14 protein-coding genes and 1 pseudogene are annotated in these 14,276 nt (G+C 67.7%); 9 read left to right on the top strand and 6 right to left on the bottom strand.

All coding sequences use genetic code 11. From position 1 onward, the window contains the following. The first annotated feature begins 37 nt into the window (after window positions 1-37). Genes AB4Z09_RS10095 through holA form a run of 3 tightly spaced genes read left to right on the top strand, consistent with a single transcriptional unit; the run spans window position 38 to window position 4,322 of the window. Window positions 38-961, top strand: coding sequence for a ComEA family DNA-binding protein (locus AB4Z09_RS10095; protein WP_174911378.1), 924 nt, complete (start codon window positions 38-40; stop codon window positions 959-961). Next, window positions 958-3,348: a ComEC/Rec2 family competence protein gene (locus AB4Z09_RS10090; protein ID WP_174911375.1), complete on the top strand. Its 2,391-nt coding sequence runs from the start codon at window positions 958-960 to the stop codon at window positions 3,346-3,348. The genes AB4Z09_RS10095 and AB4Z09_RS10090 overlap by 4 nt, the downstream gene beginning before the upstream one ends. Further along, on the top strand, window positions 3,345-4,322 hold the full coding sequence (holA, locus tag AB4Z09_RS10085) for a DNA polymerase III subunit delta (RefSeq protein ID WP_174911373.1): 978 nt from the start codon (window positions 3,345-3,347) through the stop codon (window positions 4,320-4,322). Before AB4Z09_RS10090 ends, holA begins: the two co-directional genes overlap by 4 nt. A gap of 174 nt (window positions 4,323-4,496) precedes the next feature. Here the strand turns inward: holA and rpsT are convergent, their stop codons facing one another. Next, window positions 4,497-4,757, bottom strand: coding sequence for a 30S ribosomal protein S20 (gene rpsT, locus AB4Z09_RS10080; protein ID WP_114719065.1), 261 nt, complete (start codon window positions 4,755-4,757; stop codon window positions 4,497-4,499). 251 nt (window positions 4,758-5,008) lie between these two features. Between rpsT and AB4Z09_RS10075 the strand changes: the two genes are divergently transcribed. Next, entirely contained in the window at window positions 5,009-5,842 is an 834-nt protein-coding gene (locus tag AB4Z09_RS10075) for an aquaporin (RefSeq protein WP_114719066.1), read from the top strand. Window positions 5,843-5,911: 69 nt separating this feature from the next. Here the strand turns inward: AB4Z09_RS10075 and AB4Z09_RS10070 are convergent, their stop codons facing one another. After that, window positions 5,912-6,469, bottom strand: coding sequence for a type II toxin-antitoxin system PemK/MazF family toxin (locus tag AB4Z09_RS10070; RefSeq protein WP_114719067.1), 558 nt, complete (start codon window positions 6,467-6,469; stop codon window positions 5,912-5,914). 310 nt (window positions 6,470-6,779) lie between these two features. Here AB4Z09_RS10070 and AB4Z09_RS10065 point away from each other — a divergent pair, with 310 nt between their 5' ends. Beyond that, on the top strand, window positions 6,780-7,286 hold the full coding sequence (locus AB4Z09_RS10065; RefSeq protein WP_442239648.1) for a PH domain-containing protein: 507 nt from the start codon (window positions 6,780-6,782) through the stop codon (window positions 7,284-7,286). Window positions 7,287-7,386: 100 nt separating this feature from the next. After that, window positions 7,387-8,148 (top strand): HAD-IIB family hydrolase, encoded by a 762-nt coding sequence (locus AB4Z09_RS10060; protein WP_174911367.1) that lies wholly within the window; start codon window positions 7,387-7,389, stop codon window positions 8,146-8,148. Here AB4Z09_RS10060 and AB4Z09_RS10055 read toward each other — a convergent pair. The 3 genes and pseudogenes from AB4Z09_RS10055 to AB4Z09_RS10045 all read right to left on the bottom strand — a co-directional run bounded on the left by AB4Z09_RS10055 (window position 8,145) and on the right by AB4Z09_RS10045 (window position 10,793). Then, window positions 8,145-9,190, bottom strand: a pseudogene (locus AB4Z09_RS10055) (IS110 family transposase). The gene AB4Z09_RS10060 and the pseudogene AB4Z09_RS10055 overlap by 4 nt on opposite strands. 634 nt (window positions 9,191-9,824) lie before the next feature. Then, window positions 9,825-10,028, bottom strand: a complete 204-nt coding sequence (locus tag AB4Z09_RS10050) for a hypothetical protein (RefSeq protein WP_174911364.1) — start codon at window positions 10,026-10,028, stop codon at window positions 9,825-9,827. A 48-nt stretch (window positions 10,029-10,076) separates the two neighbouring features. After that, window positions 10,077-10,793 carry a hypothetical protein gene (locus AB4Z09_RS10045; protein ID WP_442239647.1) on the bottom strand — a complete coding sequence of 239 codons (717 nt, stop codon included), beginning with the start codon at window positions 10,791-10,793 and terminating at the stop codon, window positions 10,077-10,079. 9 nt (window positions 10,794-10,802) lie between these two features. Between AB4Z09_RS10045 and AB4Z09_RS10040 the strand changes: the two genes are divergently transcribed. From AB4Z09_RS10040 to AB4Z09_RS10030, 3 genes are read left to right on the top strand one after another with little or no spacing between them, the layout of a single operon-like run. Next, window positions 10,803-11,054, top strand: coding sequence for a tyrosine-type recombinase/integrase (locus tag AB4Z09_RS10040; RefSeq protein ID WP_442239646.1), 252 nt, complete (start codon window positions 10,803-10,805; stop codon window positions 11,052-11,054). 28 nt (window positions 11,055-11,082) lie between these two features. Next, a complete protein-coding gene (gene lepA, locus AB4Z09_RS10035) occupies window positions 11,083-12,945 on the top strand; it encodes a translation elongation factor 4 (RefSeq protein ID WP_114719071.1) in 1,863 nt (620 codons plus the stop codon). Between the two features lie 11 nt (window positions 12,946-12,956). Beyond that, window positions 12,957-13,889 (top strand): NAD(P)H-dependent flavin oxidoreductase, encoded by a 933-nt coding sequence (locus tag AB4Z09_RS10030; RefSeq protein ID WP_442239645.1) that lies wholly within the window; start codon window positions 12,957-12,959, stop codon window positions 13,887-13,889. 10 nt (window positions 13,890-13,899) lie between these two features. Here AB4Z09_RS10030 and AB4Z09_RS10025 read toward each other — a convergent pair whose 3' ends face one another. Then, on the bottom strand, window positions 13,900-14,274 hold the full coding sequence (locus AB4Z09_RS10025; protein WP_174911361.1) for a VOC family protein: 375 nt from the start codon (window positions 14,272-14,274) through the stop codon (window positions 13,900-13,902). Between the last annotated feature and the right edge of the window lie 2 nt (window positions 14,275-14,276).

Below are 14,276 nucleotides of genomic sequence, written 5' to 3'. Positions count from 1 at the left end.
GGTTCCGCCGTCGCGGCGGGACCCTACCGTCGGCGTCATGGGTACCGATCAGGATCGTGCGCGGGTGCGGCGACGGCTCGCCTCGGCTGCCGTGCTGCCGCCGTCGGCTCGTGTCGGGTCGAGCGGCCGCGACCACGACGACGACTCCGATAACGCTGTGGGGGAGGCGCACCCACGCGCCTGGGCTCCCGAGTGGCTGGCCGAGGCAACCGAGGCGGACGATTTCTCCGCCGAACCGGGCCCCGAACGTCCGTCTCCGCGCTGGCCCGGCGCCCGGCTGAGTCCCGGTCGTCGTGGTGCCGCGGCGCTCGTCGTCGTCGCGCTGGTGGCGGCGGGAATCGCGGCGGTGACGGTGTGGCGGGACAGGCCCACCGCACAGGTGGTTCCGCCGCTGCCTGCCGTGGAGGTCCGGGACGTCGGGGCCGGAGACACCGAAGTTGCCGAGAGCGTCTCCTCACAGGCGGCGCCGCCCGCACCCCCGGAACCGGCTGCCCAGGTGGTGGTGAGTGTCGTGGGCCTGGTCAATCAGGCGGGTCTGGTGCTGCTGCCACCGGGGTCGAGGATCGCCGACGCGCTCGCCGCGGCCGGCGGCCCGCGACCCGGCGCGGATGTGTTGGGGCTCAACATGGCCGAGCGTGTCGACGACGGCGACCAGATACTGGTGGGGGTCGCCCCGGCTGAGGGCGCGCCGGTCACGGTCGGCAGCGCCCGCGTGAGCTCGGGGGCGAGCGCGGCGGCGGCCACACCCGGCGCGACCGCGAAGGCCGTCGGCAAGGTCAACCTGAACACCGCCGGGGAGGCGGAGCTGGACGCGCTGCCGGGGGTGGGCCCGGTCACCGCCGCCGCGATCGTGGCGTGGCGCCAGACCAACGGCAAGTTCACCGACATCGCGCAACTGGGGGAGGTGGACGGCATCGGTCCGGCGCGGCTGGCGAAGCTGCGCGAACTGGTGGTGCTGTGACGGAGCGGGAGCACCAGCTCGATCTCAGACTGGTTCCGGCCGCGCTCGTGAGTTGGGGTGTCATGCTCCTGGGACTGCACGCCGGGTGGCGCTGCGCGGTGGTGGCGGCGGTGGTCCTCGCGTGCGTCGGGACGGTGCTGGCCGTTCCGATTCTCGTGCGCCGTCGGACCGGCGCCGACGCGCGCGGATCGCGGTGGGCGATGATCGCGGCGGGTCTCCTGGCGGCCACGCTGATCGGATCCGGGTTTGCGGTGGCGATCGCGGTGCGCACCCACGCCGTGGAAGCCCATCCTCTCGCGGTGCGCGCGGCAGCGGGTGGTTCGGCAACCCTGTCCGTGATCGTCGACGACGATCCGAAGCCGCTGCGGAGCGCAGGGTTCGGGGGCGGGCGTCAGCTGATGATCCGGGCGTCGTTGCGCGCGGTCACCGACCGCGGAACGGAGATCCGCGCGGGCGGCGCGGTTCTGGTGTTCGCGGAGGGGCCCGAATGGGCTGCCCTGCTTCCCGGACAGCGGCTCACACTGCGGGGCCGTCTCGACACACCGCAGCGCAGTGACCTCACCGTCGCCGTGGTGCGGGCCACCGGTCCGCCGTCCGGCGTCGGCCCACCGCCCGTGATCCAGCGCTGGGCGGGGGCGATCCGTGATCGGCTGGCGACGGCGACCGCCGAGGCACTCCCGGCGGATCAGGCCGGGTTGTTGCCCGGACTCGTCGTCGGCGATGTCTCCGCGCTGCCGCAGGAGGTGAAGGACGAGTTCACCGCGGCCGGGCTCTCGCACCTGACGGCCGTGTCCGGCGCGAACATTTCGATCGTCCTCGGTGCAGTCCTGTTGGTGGTGCGGGGGATCGGGGTTGGCCCGCGCGCCGGGGCGCTGTTGGCGGGCGTGGCGCTGGCTGCCTTCGTCGTGGTCGCCCGGCCCTCCCCGAGTGTGCTGCGCGCCGCGGCGATGGGCTGTATCGCACTGTTGGCGTTGACGACCGGACGGCGGAAGCAGGCGATCCCCGCACTCGCCGGCTCGGTGATCGTGCTGCTCGCGCTGTTTCCGGCGCTCGCTGTCGATTTCGGGTTCGCGCTGTCGGTGGCCGCGACCGCCGGACTGGTGCTGGTGTCTCCGGTGTTGGTGGAACGGCTCCGGGCGCGGGGCTGGCCGCGTTGGCTCGCCGAGACGTGGGCGGTCGCGGTGGCGGCGTTCGTCGTGACCGCACCGCTCGTGGCCGCGATGTCGGGCACGGTGAGCGTGGTGTCGATCGTCGCGAACGTCCTCGTCGCGCCGGTGGTCGCACCGATCACGATCGTCGGGGCGGTGACGGCGATCCTGGCGTCCGTGTGGCTCCCGGCGGCCGCCCTCGTCGTCCGGATCGCGGGCCCGCCGCTGTGGTGGCTCCTCGAGGCGGCGGACCGGGCCGCGGCGGTGCCGGGAGGGACGGTGGTCGTCGCCGGTGGGCTGACCGGAGCGGTGATCGTGTCGGTCGGCGTCGTGCTGGCGGGGTTGGCGATGCGGTACCGATCCTCGCGCCGCATGCTGCTGGCGCTCGGCATCGGTGTCGCGACGATATGGGTACCGACGCGGCTGTACTCGCCGGGATGGCCCGCGGCCGGTTGGCGGTTCGTCGCGTGCGACGTCGGTCAGGGCGACGGTCTGGTCCTGGCGGCGGGCGACGGTCGGGCCGTCGTCGTCGATGCGGGACCCGAGCCGCGGGCAATGGACCAGTGCCTGCGCCGTCTCGGTGTGGACGAGATCGCGCTCGTGATCATCACCCACCTACACGCCGACCATTACGGCGGACTCGACGGCGTCCTCGGCGACCGGGCAGTCGGCGCGGTGGCGATCGGTCCGGCCGACCTTCCCCGGGGCGGCTTCCGCTTCGTGTCGGCCGCCGCCTCACGGGCCGGAGCCGGGCTGCTGCGGCTCGAACCGGGGCGCGAACTGACGGTGGCCGACCTGCGGATGACGGTGCTGGGTCCTCTGGTCCCGACGCCGCGTGACCCCGCGGCCGCCGACGACGCCGCCAACGACGGCTCGCTGGTGATCATGGCCGAGACTCCCGCCGGCCGCATCCTGCTGACCGGCGACGTGGAGGAGTCCGGCCAGCGGGCGTTGCTGCGCTCGGGGGTGTCGCTGCGCGCGGACGTCCTGAAGTTGCCGCACCACGGATCCCGCACCACCGCACCGGAATTCCTCACCGCGGTCCGGCCCCGGGTCGCGGTCGTGAGCGTGGGCGCCGACAACCTGTTCGGGCATCCCAATCCCGGCATCGTCGCGAAGGTCGGCGCACTCGGCGCGGTGACGATGCGAACCGACCGCGACGGCGACGTCGCGGTGGTTCGGTCCGGGTCCGGGGCACTTGCGGTGGTGGGGCGCTCTCATGGCACCATCGTCCGGTGAGCACCTCTACGCGGCCCGAATCGCTCCACCTCGTTCTCGGTGACGAGGAGTTGTTGGTCGAGCGGGCGGTCGCCTCGGTCATCGCCGCCGTCCGCGCCGCGGCCGGTTCGGCGGCGGAGGACGTTCCGGTCTCGCGGTTGCGCGCGGGGGACACCAGTGCTCCGGAGTTGGCGGAACTGCTCAGCCCCTCCCTGTTCGCGGAGGATCGGGTGCTCGTGCTCGAGGCCGCGGCCGAGGCCGGCAAGGACGCGGTGGCCCTCGTGCAGGACGCGGCCGCGGACCTCCCCGAGGGCGTGGTGCTGATCGTGCTCCACTCCGGCGCCGGCCGGGCGAAGGCGATGGCAGGTGTGCTCCAGAAGTCGGGTGCCACCGTGCACCAGTGCGCCAAGCTCAAGCCCGGTGAGCGGGTGGAATTCGTCCGGGGAGAGTTCCGTGCCGCGGGTGTGCGAGTCTCGCCCGAGGTAATCGAGTTGGTCGTCGAATCCGTGGGATCGGACCTGCGTGAACTGGCCGCCGCGTGTTCGCAGCTGGTGGCGGATACCGGTGGCAAGATCGACGCCGTCGCGGTCCAGCGGTACTACTCCGGCAAGGCAGAGGTGTCGGGCTTCGATGTCGCCGACAAGGCGGTGGCCGGCGATCGGCGTGGCGCCATGGAGGCCCTACGGTGGGCCATGCATCGCGGTGTCCCGCACGTCCTCCTCGCCGATGCCCTCGCTGACGCGGTCCACACCATCGCGCGGGTCGGCTCGGCTGGCCGAGGCGACCCGTTCCGGATGGCGTCGGAGCTGGGAATGCCGCCGTGGAAGATCAAGAAAGCGCAGGGACAGGCGCGCGGATGGGACCCGGCATCGATCGGTGAGGCGCTGCAGGTTGTCGCCAAGCTCAATGCCGACGTGAAGGGCCAGGCCGCCGACGCCGACTTCGCCGTCGAGTGGGCGGTCCAGCGGGTCGTGGCGCTCCACGGCGGCCGCTGACGGGCGCCGACCGGCCGGATTCGGGCGGGGTCGGGGTCGTGTCCCGGCCGGATCCGTCTCCCGCCAGTCCGAGTACTTCCACACCGCCTCGTCCGCGCACGGAAAAGAGCCCCCGATCGATGATCGGGGGCTCTTTTCTACAGAGCTTGCGACGGCGGAACCGTCAGAAACTTGTCAGAGAGAGTTGGCGACCTGCGCAAGCGCCGACTTCTTGTTGGCAGCCTGGTTGGCGTGAATGACGCCCTTGCTGGCTGCCTTGTCGAGCTTGCGGCTGGTGGCGACGAGGAGCTCGTTGGCCTTGTCCTTGTCACCGGCTGCCGCGGCCTCGCGGAAGGAACGGATCGCCGTACGCAGCGAGGACTTGACCGACTGGTTGCGGAGTCGGTTGCGCTCGTTGGTGCGGATCCGCTTCACCTGGGACTTGATGTTGGCCACGCGTAAAATCCTGTCGTCTTTGCTGGTTACTGTCGAAAAGCTCTGAGCGCAAGGGTGCGCCGACCGACGACACTACCAGCATCGGCACGGCGATCTCAAACCGACGATCGTCCGGTTCGCGTTTTCGTGGCGGAACCGGCGCTCCCGCATACCGATTCGGACTCGGGCCTATCCGAAATCCCGGGAAACCGACCTTCTTGTACGTAAAGTCCGATCGACAACGCAGGCAACGCGGTTCGAGAGGTGGGTGTATGTCGACAGCCAAGGATATTGCGGACGAGGGGTCGAATTCCGGCCTGAAGAAGTACCGGGCTGAGGGCACGGCACAGGAGATTGCGGAGAAGGAGCCGATCTCCGATCTGAAGAAGTACCTGGCCGAGGGCGTAGGGACCTTCGTGCTCGTCTTCTCCGCAATCGGTACTGCAGTTTTCGCGGGGGCCAAGGTCGGTCAGCTCGGTATCGCGCTTGCGTTCGGTCTGACGCTGATGTTCCTCGTCTACTCGATCGGCCCGATCTCGGGATGCCACGTGAACCCCGCGGTGACGTTGGGCCACTTCATCCTCGGCCGCATCTCCGCAGCCAAGGCCGGCCTGTACGCGCTCGCGCAGGTGATCGGTGGTCTTTTCGCCGGGTTGGCGGTGTATGCGATCGCGCAGAGCCTGCCGACCTACGACCGAAAGACCGACGGACTCGCCGCGAACGGCTGGGGCATCCACAGTCCGTCGGCGGAGAGCGGACCGCTGGGCAAGCTCATCGAGCCCGGCTACGGCATCGGTGCGGCGATGACGATCGAGATCCTGCTGACGGCACTGCTCGTGTTCGTCGTCCTCGCCTCGACCGATCAGCTTTCGGATGTGCCCCTCGCGGGTGTTTCCATCGGCTTCACCCTCGCGGTGATCCACCTCATCTCGATCCCGATCGACAACACGTCCGTAAACCCGGCCCGCAGCTTCGCGGTTGCTCCGTTCCAGGACGGTGCAATGGGTCAGGTGTGGTTGTTCATCGTCTTCCCGCTGATCGGCGGCGCGCTCGGTGCAGTCATCTATCGCGCGCTGTTCGGTCGATTCGATCGTCTCAACGACTGACCGCAATAAGTGACGGAAGGGTTCGCCGCACGGGATGCGGCGGACCCTTCCTTTCGTTTGTTCGAGAACTCAGCTCCAGCTGTAGTCCGACCGCAGGCGCGCGGCGATCGCCTCGAAGCGGGGGCGATCGAGAATGGCGCCCTCGCGACGGATGCCCGCCTCCGGGACGTCCAGGACGCGATCGAGGCGAACCCAGCTGGGGCGGTGCTCCGAATCCCACGTGCCGGTGCCCAGGGCCAACCAGTTGCGGTCGTCGTCCCGCTCGCGGTTCGACGACAGCATCAACCCCAGCAATGTGTGGCCGTCCCGCCCGACGACGAGGACTGGACGGTCCTTGCCCTGACGCGGGTCCTCTTCGTAAGCGACCCACGTCCAGACGACCTCGCCCGGATCGGCCTGCCCGTCGAGGCTGGGGGAGTATTCGATCCGGCGGGCGCGGTGCGCGGTGGGCGCCGAAGAGTGTGCGACGGGGCGGCCGGGCTTGACCCCCGGGTGTCCGGATCCACTGATCGCCTCGGTCGCGCGTTTGACGGTCCCGGAGTTCTGTAATTGCTTCAGCAGCTTCGGGCCCTGCGCGACGGCGAAGTCTCCCAGCTTTCTGCCGATGCTGCCCCACGTGCTCGCCATGGTGCCCGAGCTTAGTTGTGTCCGGTGCCGCCGACCGTGCACCGAGAAATCGGCGTTGCGTGTGATTGGACCATCCTTGCGCCGTGACAGTGGCCCGCCAACGGGCCGGTGCCAGTCCCGGTAAGGGGTCCAGAAATCAGCAGCTTCGCCGACAAGACGTTCACGGATCCCGCGAAGATCCGGAACTCCTGCATCATCGCGCACATCGTGCACGGCGAGTCCCACCACCTGGGCTGATCGCATTACTGCAGGTCAAGCTGTTTTATAGGTTCGGTTGAGTCGGCTGAACCTGCCCGCTTTCGGCGCTGGTGTGGGACCAGTGAAGATGGGCCGGTTCTTCGGATTCCAGGAGGCCTCAGCCCTCACTCCGTGCGTCCACACCGATGAGCGCGTCGTCGAGCCCGCCCAGGGCGTCTATGGCGGCAAGCAGGGCATGCTCGTCCTGACCACGCAGCGCCTGTTCTTCTTCGACAAGTCGCTCCTCGGCGCGCAGGTTGAAGAGTTCGAGTTCTCAGCCATCGGGTCACTGGGTCACGCGAAGAAGATGGGCGGCGAGGTCATCAGCATCTCGATTTCGGGCCGTTCGGCAGAGATCAAGCAGGTTGCGCACGGCCGCGCTGAGACGTTCATCCAGGCGTTCAGGAAGGTGAAGGCCGATGCGTCGGCTCCGTCAGCTCCCGCCCCGATCGTGATGCAGGCCGCCGCGGCGCCGGATATTGCCGACCAGATCAAGAAGCTCGCGGAGCTGCCGGATATGGGCGTGCTCGGTGAGGACGAGTTCGCGACGAAGAAGGCGGAGCTGCTGGCTCGGATGTGATTGTCGGACCCGGCGCGTAGGTTGCGCGATGTGGACGGAGGGGGGGCCGCCACCACCTTGGCCTTTCGGTCAGACCATCGTCGGTTAGTAGGATGTTCCGATGCTCACTCTCGACGCCCGGACAGTAGTTTTCGACATCGACGGCACACTCTGCTTTGACGGCCGGACGATTGATGACCGAATCCTGGCGGCAATCGAGGAATGCGAACGAGCCGAATACCATCCAGTTTTCGCGTCAGCGCGCCCCATCCGCGACCTCCTGCCTGTCCTTGACGGCGCCTTTGCGTCCGCGACGCTGATCGGCGGGAATGGAAGTCTCGTGTCAGTCGGCGGACAGGTACAGGCCCGCGCCGCATTTGACGCTGCCGTGCTGCAGGAGCTGATGGACGCCGTCGAACATTTCGACGCAACGTATCTCGCGGACGGGCCCTGGGATTACGCCTACACCGGCGCGCATGACCATCCGATCCGTGGACGGGTCGATCAAGGCAATCTCGCGCAGATGGTCGGATTTGCCGACTTGCCTGAGGTGGTGAAGTTCCTGGTTCTCGGGGCGAACGACATGCCGGCACTCGCGGCGGCCGGTCGAGCTCTGGGACTGACGGTCAACCACCACCTTGAGGAAGGGATCATCGACTTCGCGCCGGGGTCCACCACTAAGTGGGAGGCCCTGGAGTCGTTGGGGCACACGAACTACGTCGCGTTCGGCAATGACCTCAATGACTTCGACCTGCTGAAGAACGCGGAGCGGGCAGTACGGGTCGGATCGCACGCGAGTCTCGACACCGTCGCGCATGTCACTGTCAGCGCAGATCCGGCGGCCGTGGCTGCTGAAATCTCGCTGCTCGCTACTGCGCTCTAGGAGACGCGGGGCATCACGAGCTGCCACTCGAAGTCGTCCCGCATTGTTCGCCAGAGTCGTTTCGCGACTTGCCGTTTGAGGCAGCGCATTGCTTCGCGTGAGGTCTTGCCTCGGCCATCTTCCGCTGGTGGTAGGCGTAGCCGTCGCTGCTGGGTGTCCTGGCCTGGGTGACGGCGACGATATGGATGGCCGAGTTGAGCATTCGGTCGCCACTGCGGGATGGCCGGTGCCGTTGTTTGTCGGCGCTGGCGATCTCGACGGGCGCGGTGCCGGTGTAGTTCGCGAACGCGGCTTCGTTCGCGAACCGCATCGGGTTGCCGGTGCGAGCGAGGATTCGGGCGGCAGTCACTGTTCCGACGCCTGGGATCTTCGGCAGCGTGGTGCCGCAGGCGGCGAGTTCGGTCTTGATCCGGTTGGTGAGGTCGTCGATCTGAAAGCGGAGTCGGCGGAGGTCGCCGATGATGTCGAGGGCGATGTTCTTTCTCATCGCATCCGCCCCACTGTCCGGACCGAAGGCTTTCAGCTGCTGGGCGGCGGCTTCGGTGTCGAACTCGCGTTCCAGACCACCTGGGAACAGCTCCCGCAGCAGGGCATGGAGCTGGTTGACGAGCCTGCCGTTCTGTTTGACCAGGTCGATCCGCCGTTCGTCGAGGATCCGCAGCACGTCGGTGTGGCCTTCCGGGGCGACCGGCCGGAAGTCGCCCTGCGAGAACGCGACACACGCCGCCGCTGCAGCGTCGATGCGGTCGTTCTTCCGCCGGCCGCCACGGGACAGTTCGCGCACCCGTGCGGTCGCGGTCGACGGGATGTCGACGACAGCCTCGCCTCGGCTGATCATCCATTGAGTGAGGTGGTGACCGAGTCCGGACGCGTTCTCCACCGCCCAGATCCTGTCCGGCCACTGCTTGGACCAGGTCATCAGCTGGGCATAGTCGTCGAATGACGACCGGATCCGGAGTGATCCGAGATCCCTGTTGGTCGCCGAGTCGACGGCGGTTGCGGTGTGGGTGGACTTGTGCGGGTCGATTCCGATCACGATCACCGTGGGTGTGCCTCCGTGTGCTGGTGGACGGGGGGTATCCGCTGTCGGCATTTCGGCTTCCGGCCACCACCAAGTAGTGACGTTCCTGTGTCGAGCCAGGCAGCGAACGGAGACCGCGGGGAGGCAGAACCCTCTGAGAGCCAACTCTCCGGCCGGTCGAGTGGCAGGAAGCCTCCGGGCCACCCCCACGGTCTCCTACGGCACGCTACGAACCCGTCAGTTCGAACACCCGCCGCCACGCCATACAAGCCGGAAGCCGGCGGCAGCCGTCCCGGGCGCCTCACCCCCCTTTGAGTGGGGCGCCCAGCCATACCTTCGGGAGGCTGTCAATTTGCCGATTTCACCTATACCCTCCCCACACCACAACGTGACACAGCCAGCACAAGCGGCTAGTTTTTCGGCATCCGGCAGAATTTGCCGTACAGCCACTATCACTTGAAGGAGTTAGCTATGGGTTCGTTCTCCGAGTTCACGCTGGTCGAAAACATTGCCGGCATTGTCAGCTGGGCTTTCGGAGGTCTCGTTATCCTCGGCATCGCCGGTGCACTGAGCGCCGCTAGCTGACTGGCACGCGAAACCGTTCCTGTGAACGCAGAAATGGCCCCCACTCCTCGGGTGAGGGTGGGGGCCATTGTCATGCCAGTGGTTCGAGTGCATCGACGGCTTCCTGTTCCGCCATCCGGCGTTCGGTGAAGGCGACGTGTTCGAGCGCCATTTTCTGTGCGAATCGTTGCAGGTGYACAGCGCAGGTGTCGGGATCGTGTCCACTGAGGCTGTAGCAGGCGACTCGGTATGCGCGGGGCATGTGTTCGTCGGGTAGTTCGAAGGTGATTTGCATGGTGCTCCTATGGCTGGGTTGCGATGACGATGTCGGTGCCGCCGATCTTCACGACCAGTTCGCGTGGGTCGACTTCGCGCCAGATCCAATGGCCGTGCCATTCTGGCCGCCAGACGTTGCGGCATTCCGCCCAAGAGCCACGCCGAACCCGCCACTGGCGGTGGTGCTGAAGCCGAAAGCGGTGTCGTAGGTTCCGGTCGCTTTTGCCGTATATCCGACAGCAGTGGCATTGTCTGCCGCCTGAGCAGAGCAGCCGACTGCTGCCGCGGTGGCTCCCGCAGATGAGTTGAGTCGAATCGCGACAGAGCCGTTCCCTATGACGGGAACAGTCACCGTTGCCCCGGATCCAATCACCACATGGCCCGTTCCTGACGGGGACGTCATTGCCGCGTTGCGTCCGATCGCGATCGAGCCATCACCTGTCGCGGTAGTCCCTGTCGGCGGATTGCCATGGTTGCCGTTCACCACCACGCCCGGCGCACCCGACGCCACAGCCTGCCACGACCCAGACCCATCCGCCGCCGACGCCGTCCACACCCGACCCGCAACAGCGCCAGACGTGAACTTCACAGACCACACAGACACCGTCCCCGTAAACGTCGGAGACTCCTTCGGAGCCAAAGCAGCAGCCTGCGGGCCAGACACCGGCTTGTCGGCATCCTTGGTGTTGTCGACCTGGCCGAGGCCAACATCCGTCTTCGACACCACCGGAAGCTGCGCCTGCAGAACCTTCACATCAGGCCCAAGATCCGCCTTCTCCGTCAACGCGTCATCGTGCGCCGGGACTGCGGTCTGCCTGACGGGAAGAGCTTCCACGACCTCCGGCACTTCTTCGCGTCGACGCTGATTTTCGCGGGTGCGTCGGTCCCGATGGTGGCTCAGTATTTAGGACATGAGTCGCCAGCTGTCACACTGGACGTCTATGCGCACCTGTGGCCGGGAGATGATGAACGGGCACGGGACGCGGTGGATATGGTTCTGGTGCGGGACCAGTGCGGGACAGGCAACCGGACCGGGTCGATGTAGGTGCGCGAGTGAGACGAGGGAATAGGGCTTGACCAGCAACTTCGCAGAGAAAACATTCACGGATCCCGCGAAGATCCGGAACTTCTGCATCATCGCGCACATCGACCACGGCAAGTCGACGCTGGCGGACCGGATGCTGCAGCTGACCGGGGTCGTCGAGGAGCGCGCGATGCGCGCCCAGTACCTGGACCGCATGGATATCGAGCGTGAGCGCGGCATCACGATCAAGGCGCAGAACGTGCGGCTGCCATGGACGGTCGAGAACGAGGACGGCACGACCGAAGAGATCGTCCTGCACCTCATCGACACGCCGGGCCACGTCGACTTCACCTACGAGGTCTCTCGCGCGCTCGAGGCGTGTGAGGGTGCGGTGCTGCTCGTCGATGCCGCCCAGGGCATCGAGGCGCAGACTCTGGCCAACCTATACCTGGCGATGGAGAAGGACCTCACCATCATCCCGGTGCTCAACAAGATCGACCTGCCGGCCGCCGATCCCGACCGGTACGCCGCGGAGATCGCGCACATCGTCGGCTGTGAACCCGAGGACGTGCTGCGGGTCTCCGGCAAGACCGGTGTCGGTGTGAAGGAACTGCTCGACGAGGTCGTCAAGCAGGTGCCCGCCCCGGTCGGCGACGCGGACGGTCCGGCGCGCGCGATGATCTTCGACTCCGTGTACGACGCGTACCGCGGCGTCGTCACCTACGTGCGTGTGGTGGACGGCAAGATCCGTCCCCGCGAGAAGATCACGATGATGTCGACCGGCACCACGCACGAGCTGCTCGAGGTGGGAATCATCTCGCCCGAGCCCAAGGCCACCGTCGGCCTCGGCGTCGGGGAGGTCGGCTATTTGATCACCGGTGTGAAGGACGTGCGGCAGTCGAGGGTCGGCGACACGGTCACCACCTTCCGTAACGGCGCGTCCGAGCCGTTGACCGGTTACCGCGACCCCAAGCCGATGGTCTACTCGGGCCTGTACCCGATGGACGGTTCCGACTACCCGGTGCTGCGTGACGCGCTCGACAAGCTGCGGCTCAACGACGCGGCGCTCGCCTACGAGCCGGAAACCTCGGTGGCCCTCGGTTTCGGCTTCCGTTGTGGGTTCCTCGGCCTGCTGCACATGGAGATCACCCGGGACCGACTCGAGCGCGAGTTCGGCCTCGACCTCATCTCCACCGCGCCGAACGTGGTCTACCGAGTCGTGATGGAGGACGGCGCCGAGCACGAGGTGACCAACCCGTCGTACTGGCCGGAGGGCAAGGTGCGTGAGGTGTACGAGCCGATGGCCAAGTGCACCGTGATCGCGCCGAGCGAGTACACCGGCGCGATCATGGAGCTGTGTCAGTCCCGACGCGGTGAGCTCGGTGGCATGGACTACCTCTCGGAGACCCGCGTCGAGCTGCGCTACACGCTGCCGATGGGCGAGATCATGTTCGACTTCTTCGACGCCCTCAAGTCGCGGACCAAGGGCTACGCGAGCCTCGACTACGAGGAGTCGGGTGAGCAGCAGGCGGCGCTGGTGAAGGTGGACATCCTGCTGCAGGGCGAGACCGTCGACGCGTTCAGCGCGATCGTGCACAAGGACGCCGCGTTCGCCTACGGCAACAAGATGACCACCAAGCTGCGCGAGCTGATCCCGCGTCAGCAGTTCGAGGTGCCGATCCAGGCCGCGATCGGCTCGAAGATCATTGCGCGCGAGAACATTCGCGCGATCCGCAAGGACGTGCTCGCGAAGTGCTACGGCGGCGACATCAGCCGTAAGCGCAAGCTGCTCGAGAAGCAGAAGGAGGGCAAGAAGCGGATGAAGACCATCGGTCGCGTCGAGGTCCCGCAGGAAGCCTTCGTCGCGGCGCTGTCGAACGAGTCGGTGGCGGACAAGCCCAAGGGCAAGTAGGAGGGGACGCGATGATCGGCACCTGGTTGACCCGTGAGCTCGGGCTGGAGGTGCCGATCTTCGGTGCCCCGATGGGCGGACGGGCCGGCGGCGAACTGGCCGGTCAGGTCGCTCGGGCGGGCGGGCTGGGGCTGCTCGGTGCGGCGCGCTATTCGACGCCGGAGTGGATCGCGGCGGAGTCGGCGGTCGCCCGCGAGATCGGTGGCGGGCCACTCGGCATCGGCCTCATGACGTGGTCGCTCGACGCCGACGACTCGCTGCTCGAGGCGGCGCTCGCCGAGAAGCCGCGTGTCGTGTCGCTGTCGTTCGGTGATCCGGCACCCTACGTCGACCGGGTGCACGCAGCCGGCGCATTGGCGGTCTCGCAGGTCAACACCGTCGAGGATCTCCGTGTGGTGGAGCGGGCGGGCGTCGACCTCGTGATCGCGCAGGGCGGCGAGGCCGGCGGGCACACCGGACGGATCGGTACGCTGCCGCTGCTGCAGGAGGTACTCGACGCCACGAGCCTGCCCGTGCTCGCGGCCGGCGGCATCGGCACCGGCCGCGGCCTGGCGGCGGTGATCGCCGCAGGTGCGGTGGGCGCGATGATCGGCACCGCTCTGCTCGCGAGCCCCGAGACGATCGGCCCGGAGTATGCGCGGAGGAAGCTGATCGAGGCCGGCAGCGCCGACACCGTCTACACGTCGATCTTCGACCAGGCCCGCGATCAGCCGTGGCCGGCCCGCTGGGGTGGTCGCGCGCTGTCCAACGACTACACCGCGAAGTGGCACGCTAAGGGTGCGGACAACGAAACCCTCGCCGCCGCTTACGATCCGGCGGACAGCAATCAGGGTGTTGTGTACGCGGGGGAGGCGGCCGGGCTCGTGACGTCGGAACGACCGGCGGGCGATGTGGTGCGCGCGATCGCGGCCGACGCGGAGAGTCTGCTCCGCCGGACGTTCTGAGTCGGCRCAGCTACTCCGGGCGGTGGCAGACCGCCTCGACGTTGTTGCCGTCGGGATCGCGCACGAACGCGCCGTAGTAGTCCGGGTGGTACTCCGGCCAGATACGCGGCTTGTGCAGCACCTCCGCCCCGGACTCGACCGCCGCGGCGAAGAACGCGTCGACCGCGGCGCGAGACTCGGCCACGAACGCGATGTGCGACTCGCGGAACCCGGCGTCGGCGGGTACCCGCGGGCTGATCCAGAAGTCCGGATGCGGCGGGACGCCGTACCCGATGACGGGTCCGTACTCCTTGATTCGAACACCGCCGAGCGGAGCGAGCACCGCGTCGTAGAAGGCCGCACCGACTGCGGGGTCGGCACATTGGATTCCGAGGTGATCCAGCATGC

It is taken from the genome of Rhodococcus sp. TAF43 (genome assembly GCF_052113525.1).
GTDB lineage: Bacteria > Actinomycetota > Actinomycetes > Mycobacteriales > Mycobacteriaceae > Prescottella.
Note: the sequence above shows the minus strand (reverse complement) of the source record. Positions and strands in the feature narration are given on the sequence as shown.

Excerpts from the sequence above, each read along its gene's own strand:
- AB4Z09_RS10095 (WP_174911378.1), top strand. The coding sequence starts at position 38 with ATGGGTACCGATCAGGATCGTGCGCGGGTGCGGCGACGGCTCGCCTCG.
- AB4Z09_RS10070 (WP_114719067.1), bottom strand. The coding sequence starts at position 6,469 with ATGGCGAGCACGTGGGGCAGCATCGGCAGAAAGCTGGGAGACTTCGCC.
- AB4Z09_RS10060 (WP_174911367.1), top strand. The coding sequence starts at position 7,387 with ATGCTCACTCTCGACGCCCGGACAGTAGTTTTCGACATCGACGGCACA.
- AB4Z09_RS10075 (WP_114719066.1), top strand. The coding sequence starts at position 5,009 with ATGTCGACAGCCAAGGATATTGCGGACGAGGGGTCGAATTCCGGCCTG.
- AB4Z09_RS10030 (WP_442239645.1), top strand. The coding sequence starts at position 12,957 with ATGATCGGCACCTGGTTGACCCGTGAGCTCGGGCTGGAGGTGCCGATC.
- AB4Z09_RS10025 (WP_174911361.1), bottom strand. The coding sequence starts at position 14,274 with ATGCTGGATCACCTCGGAATCCAATGTGCCGACCCCGCAGTCGGTGCG.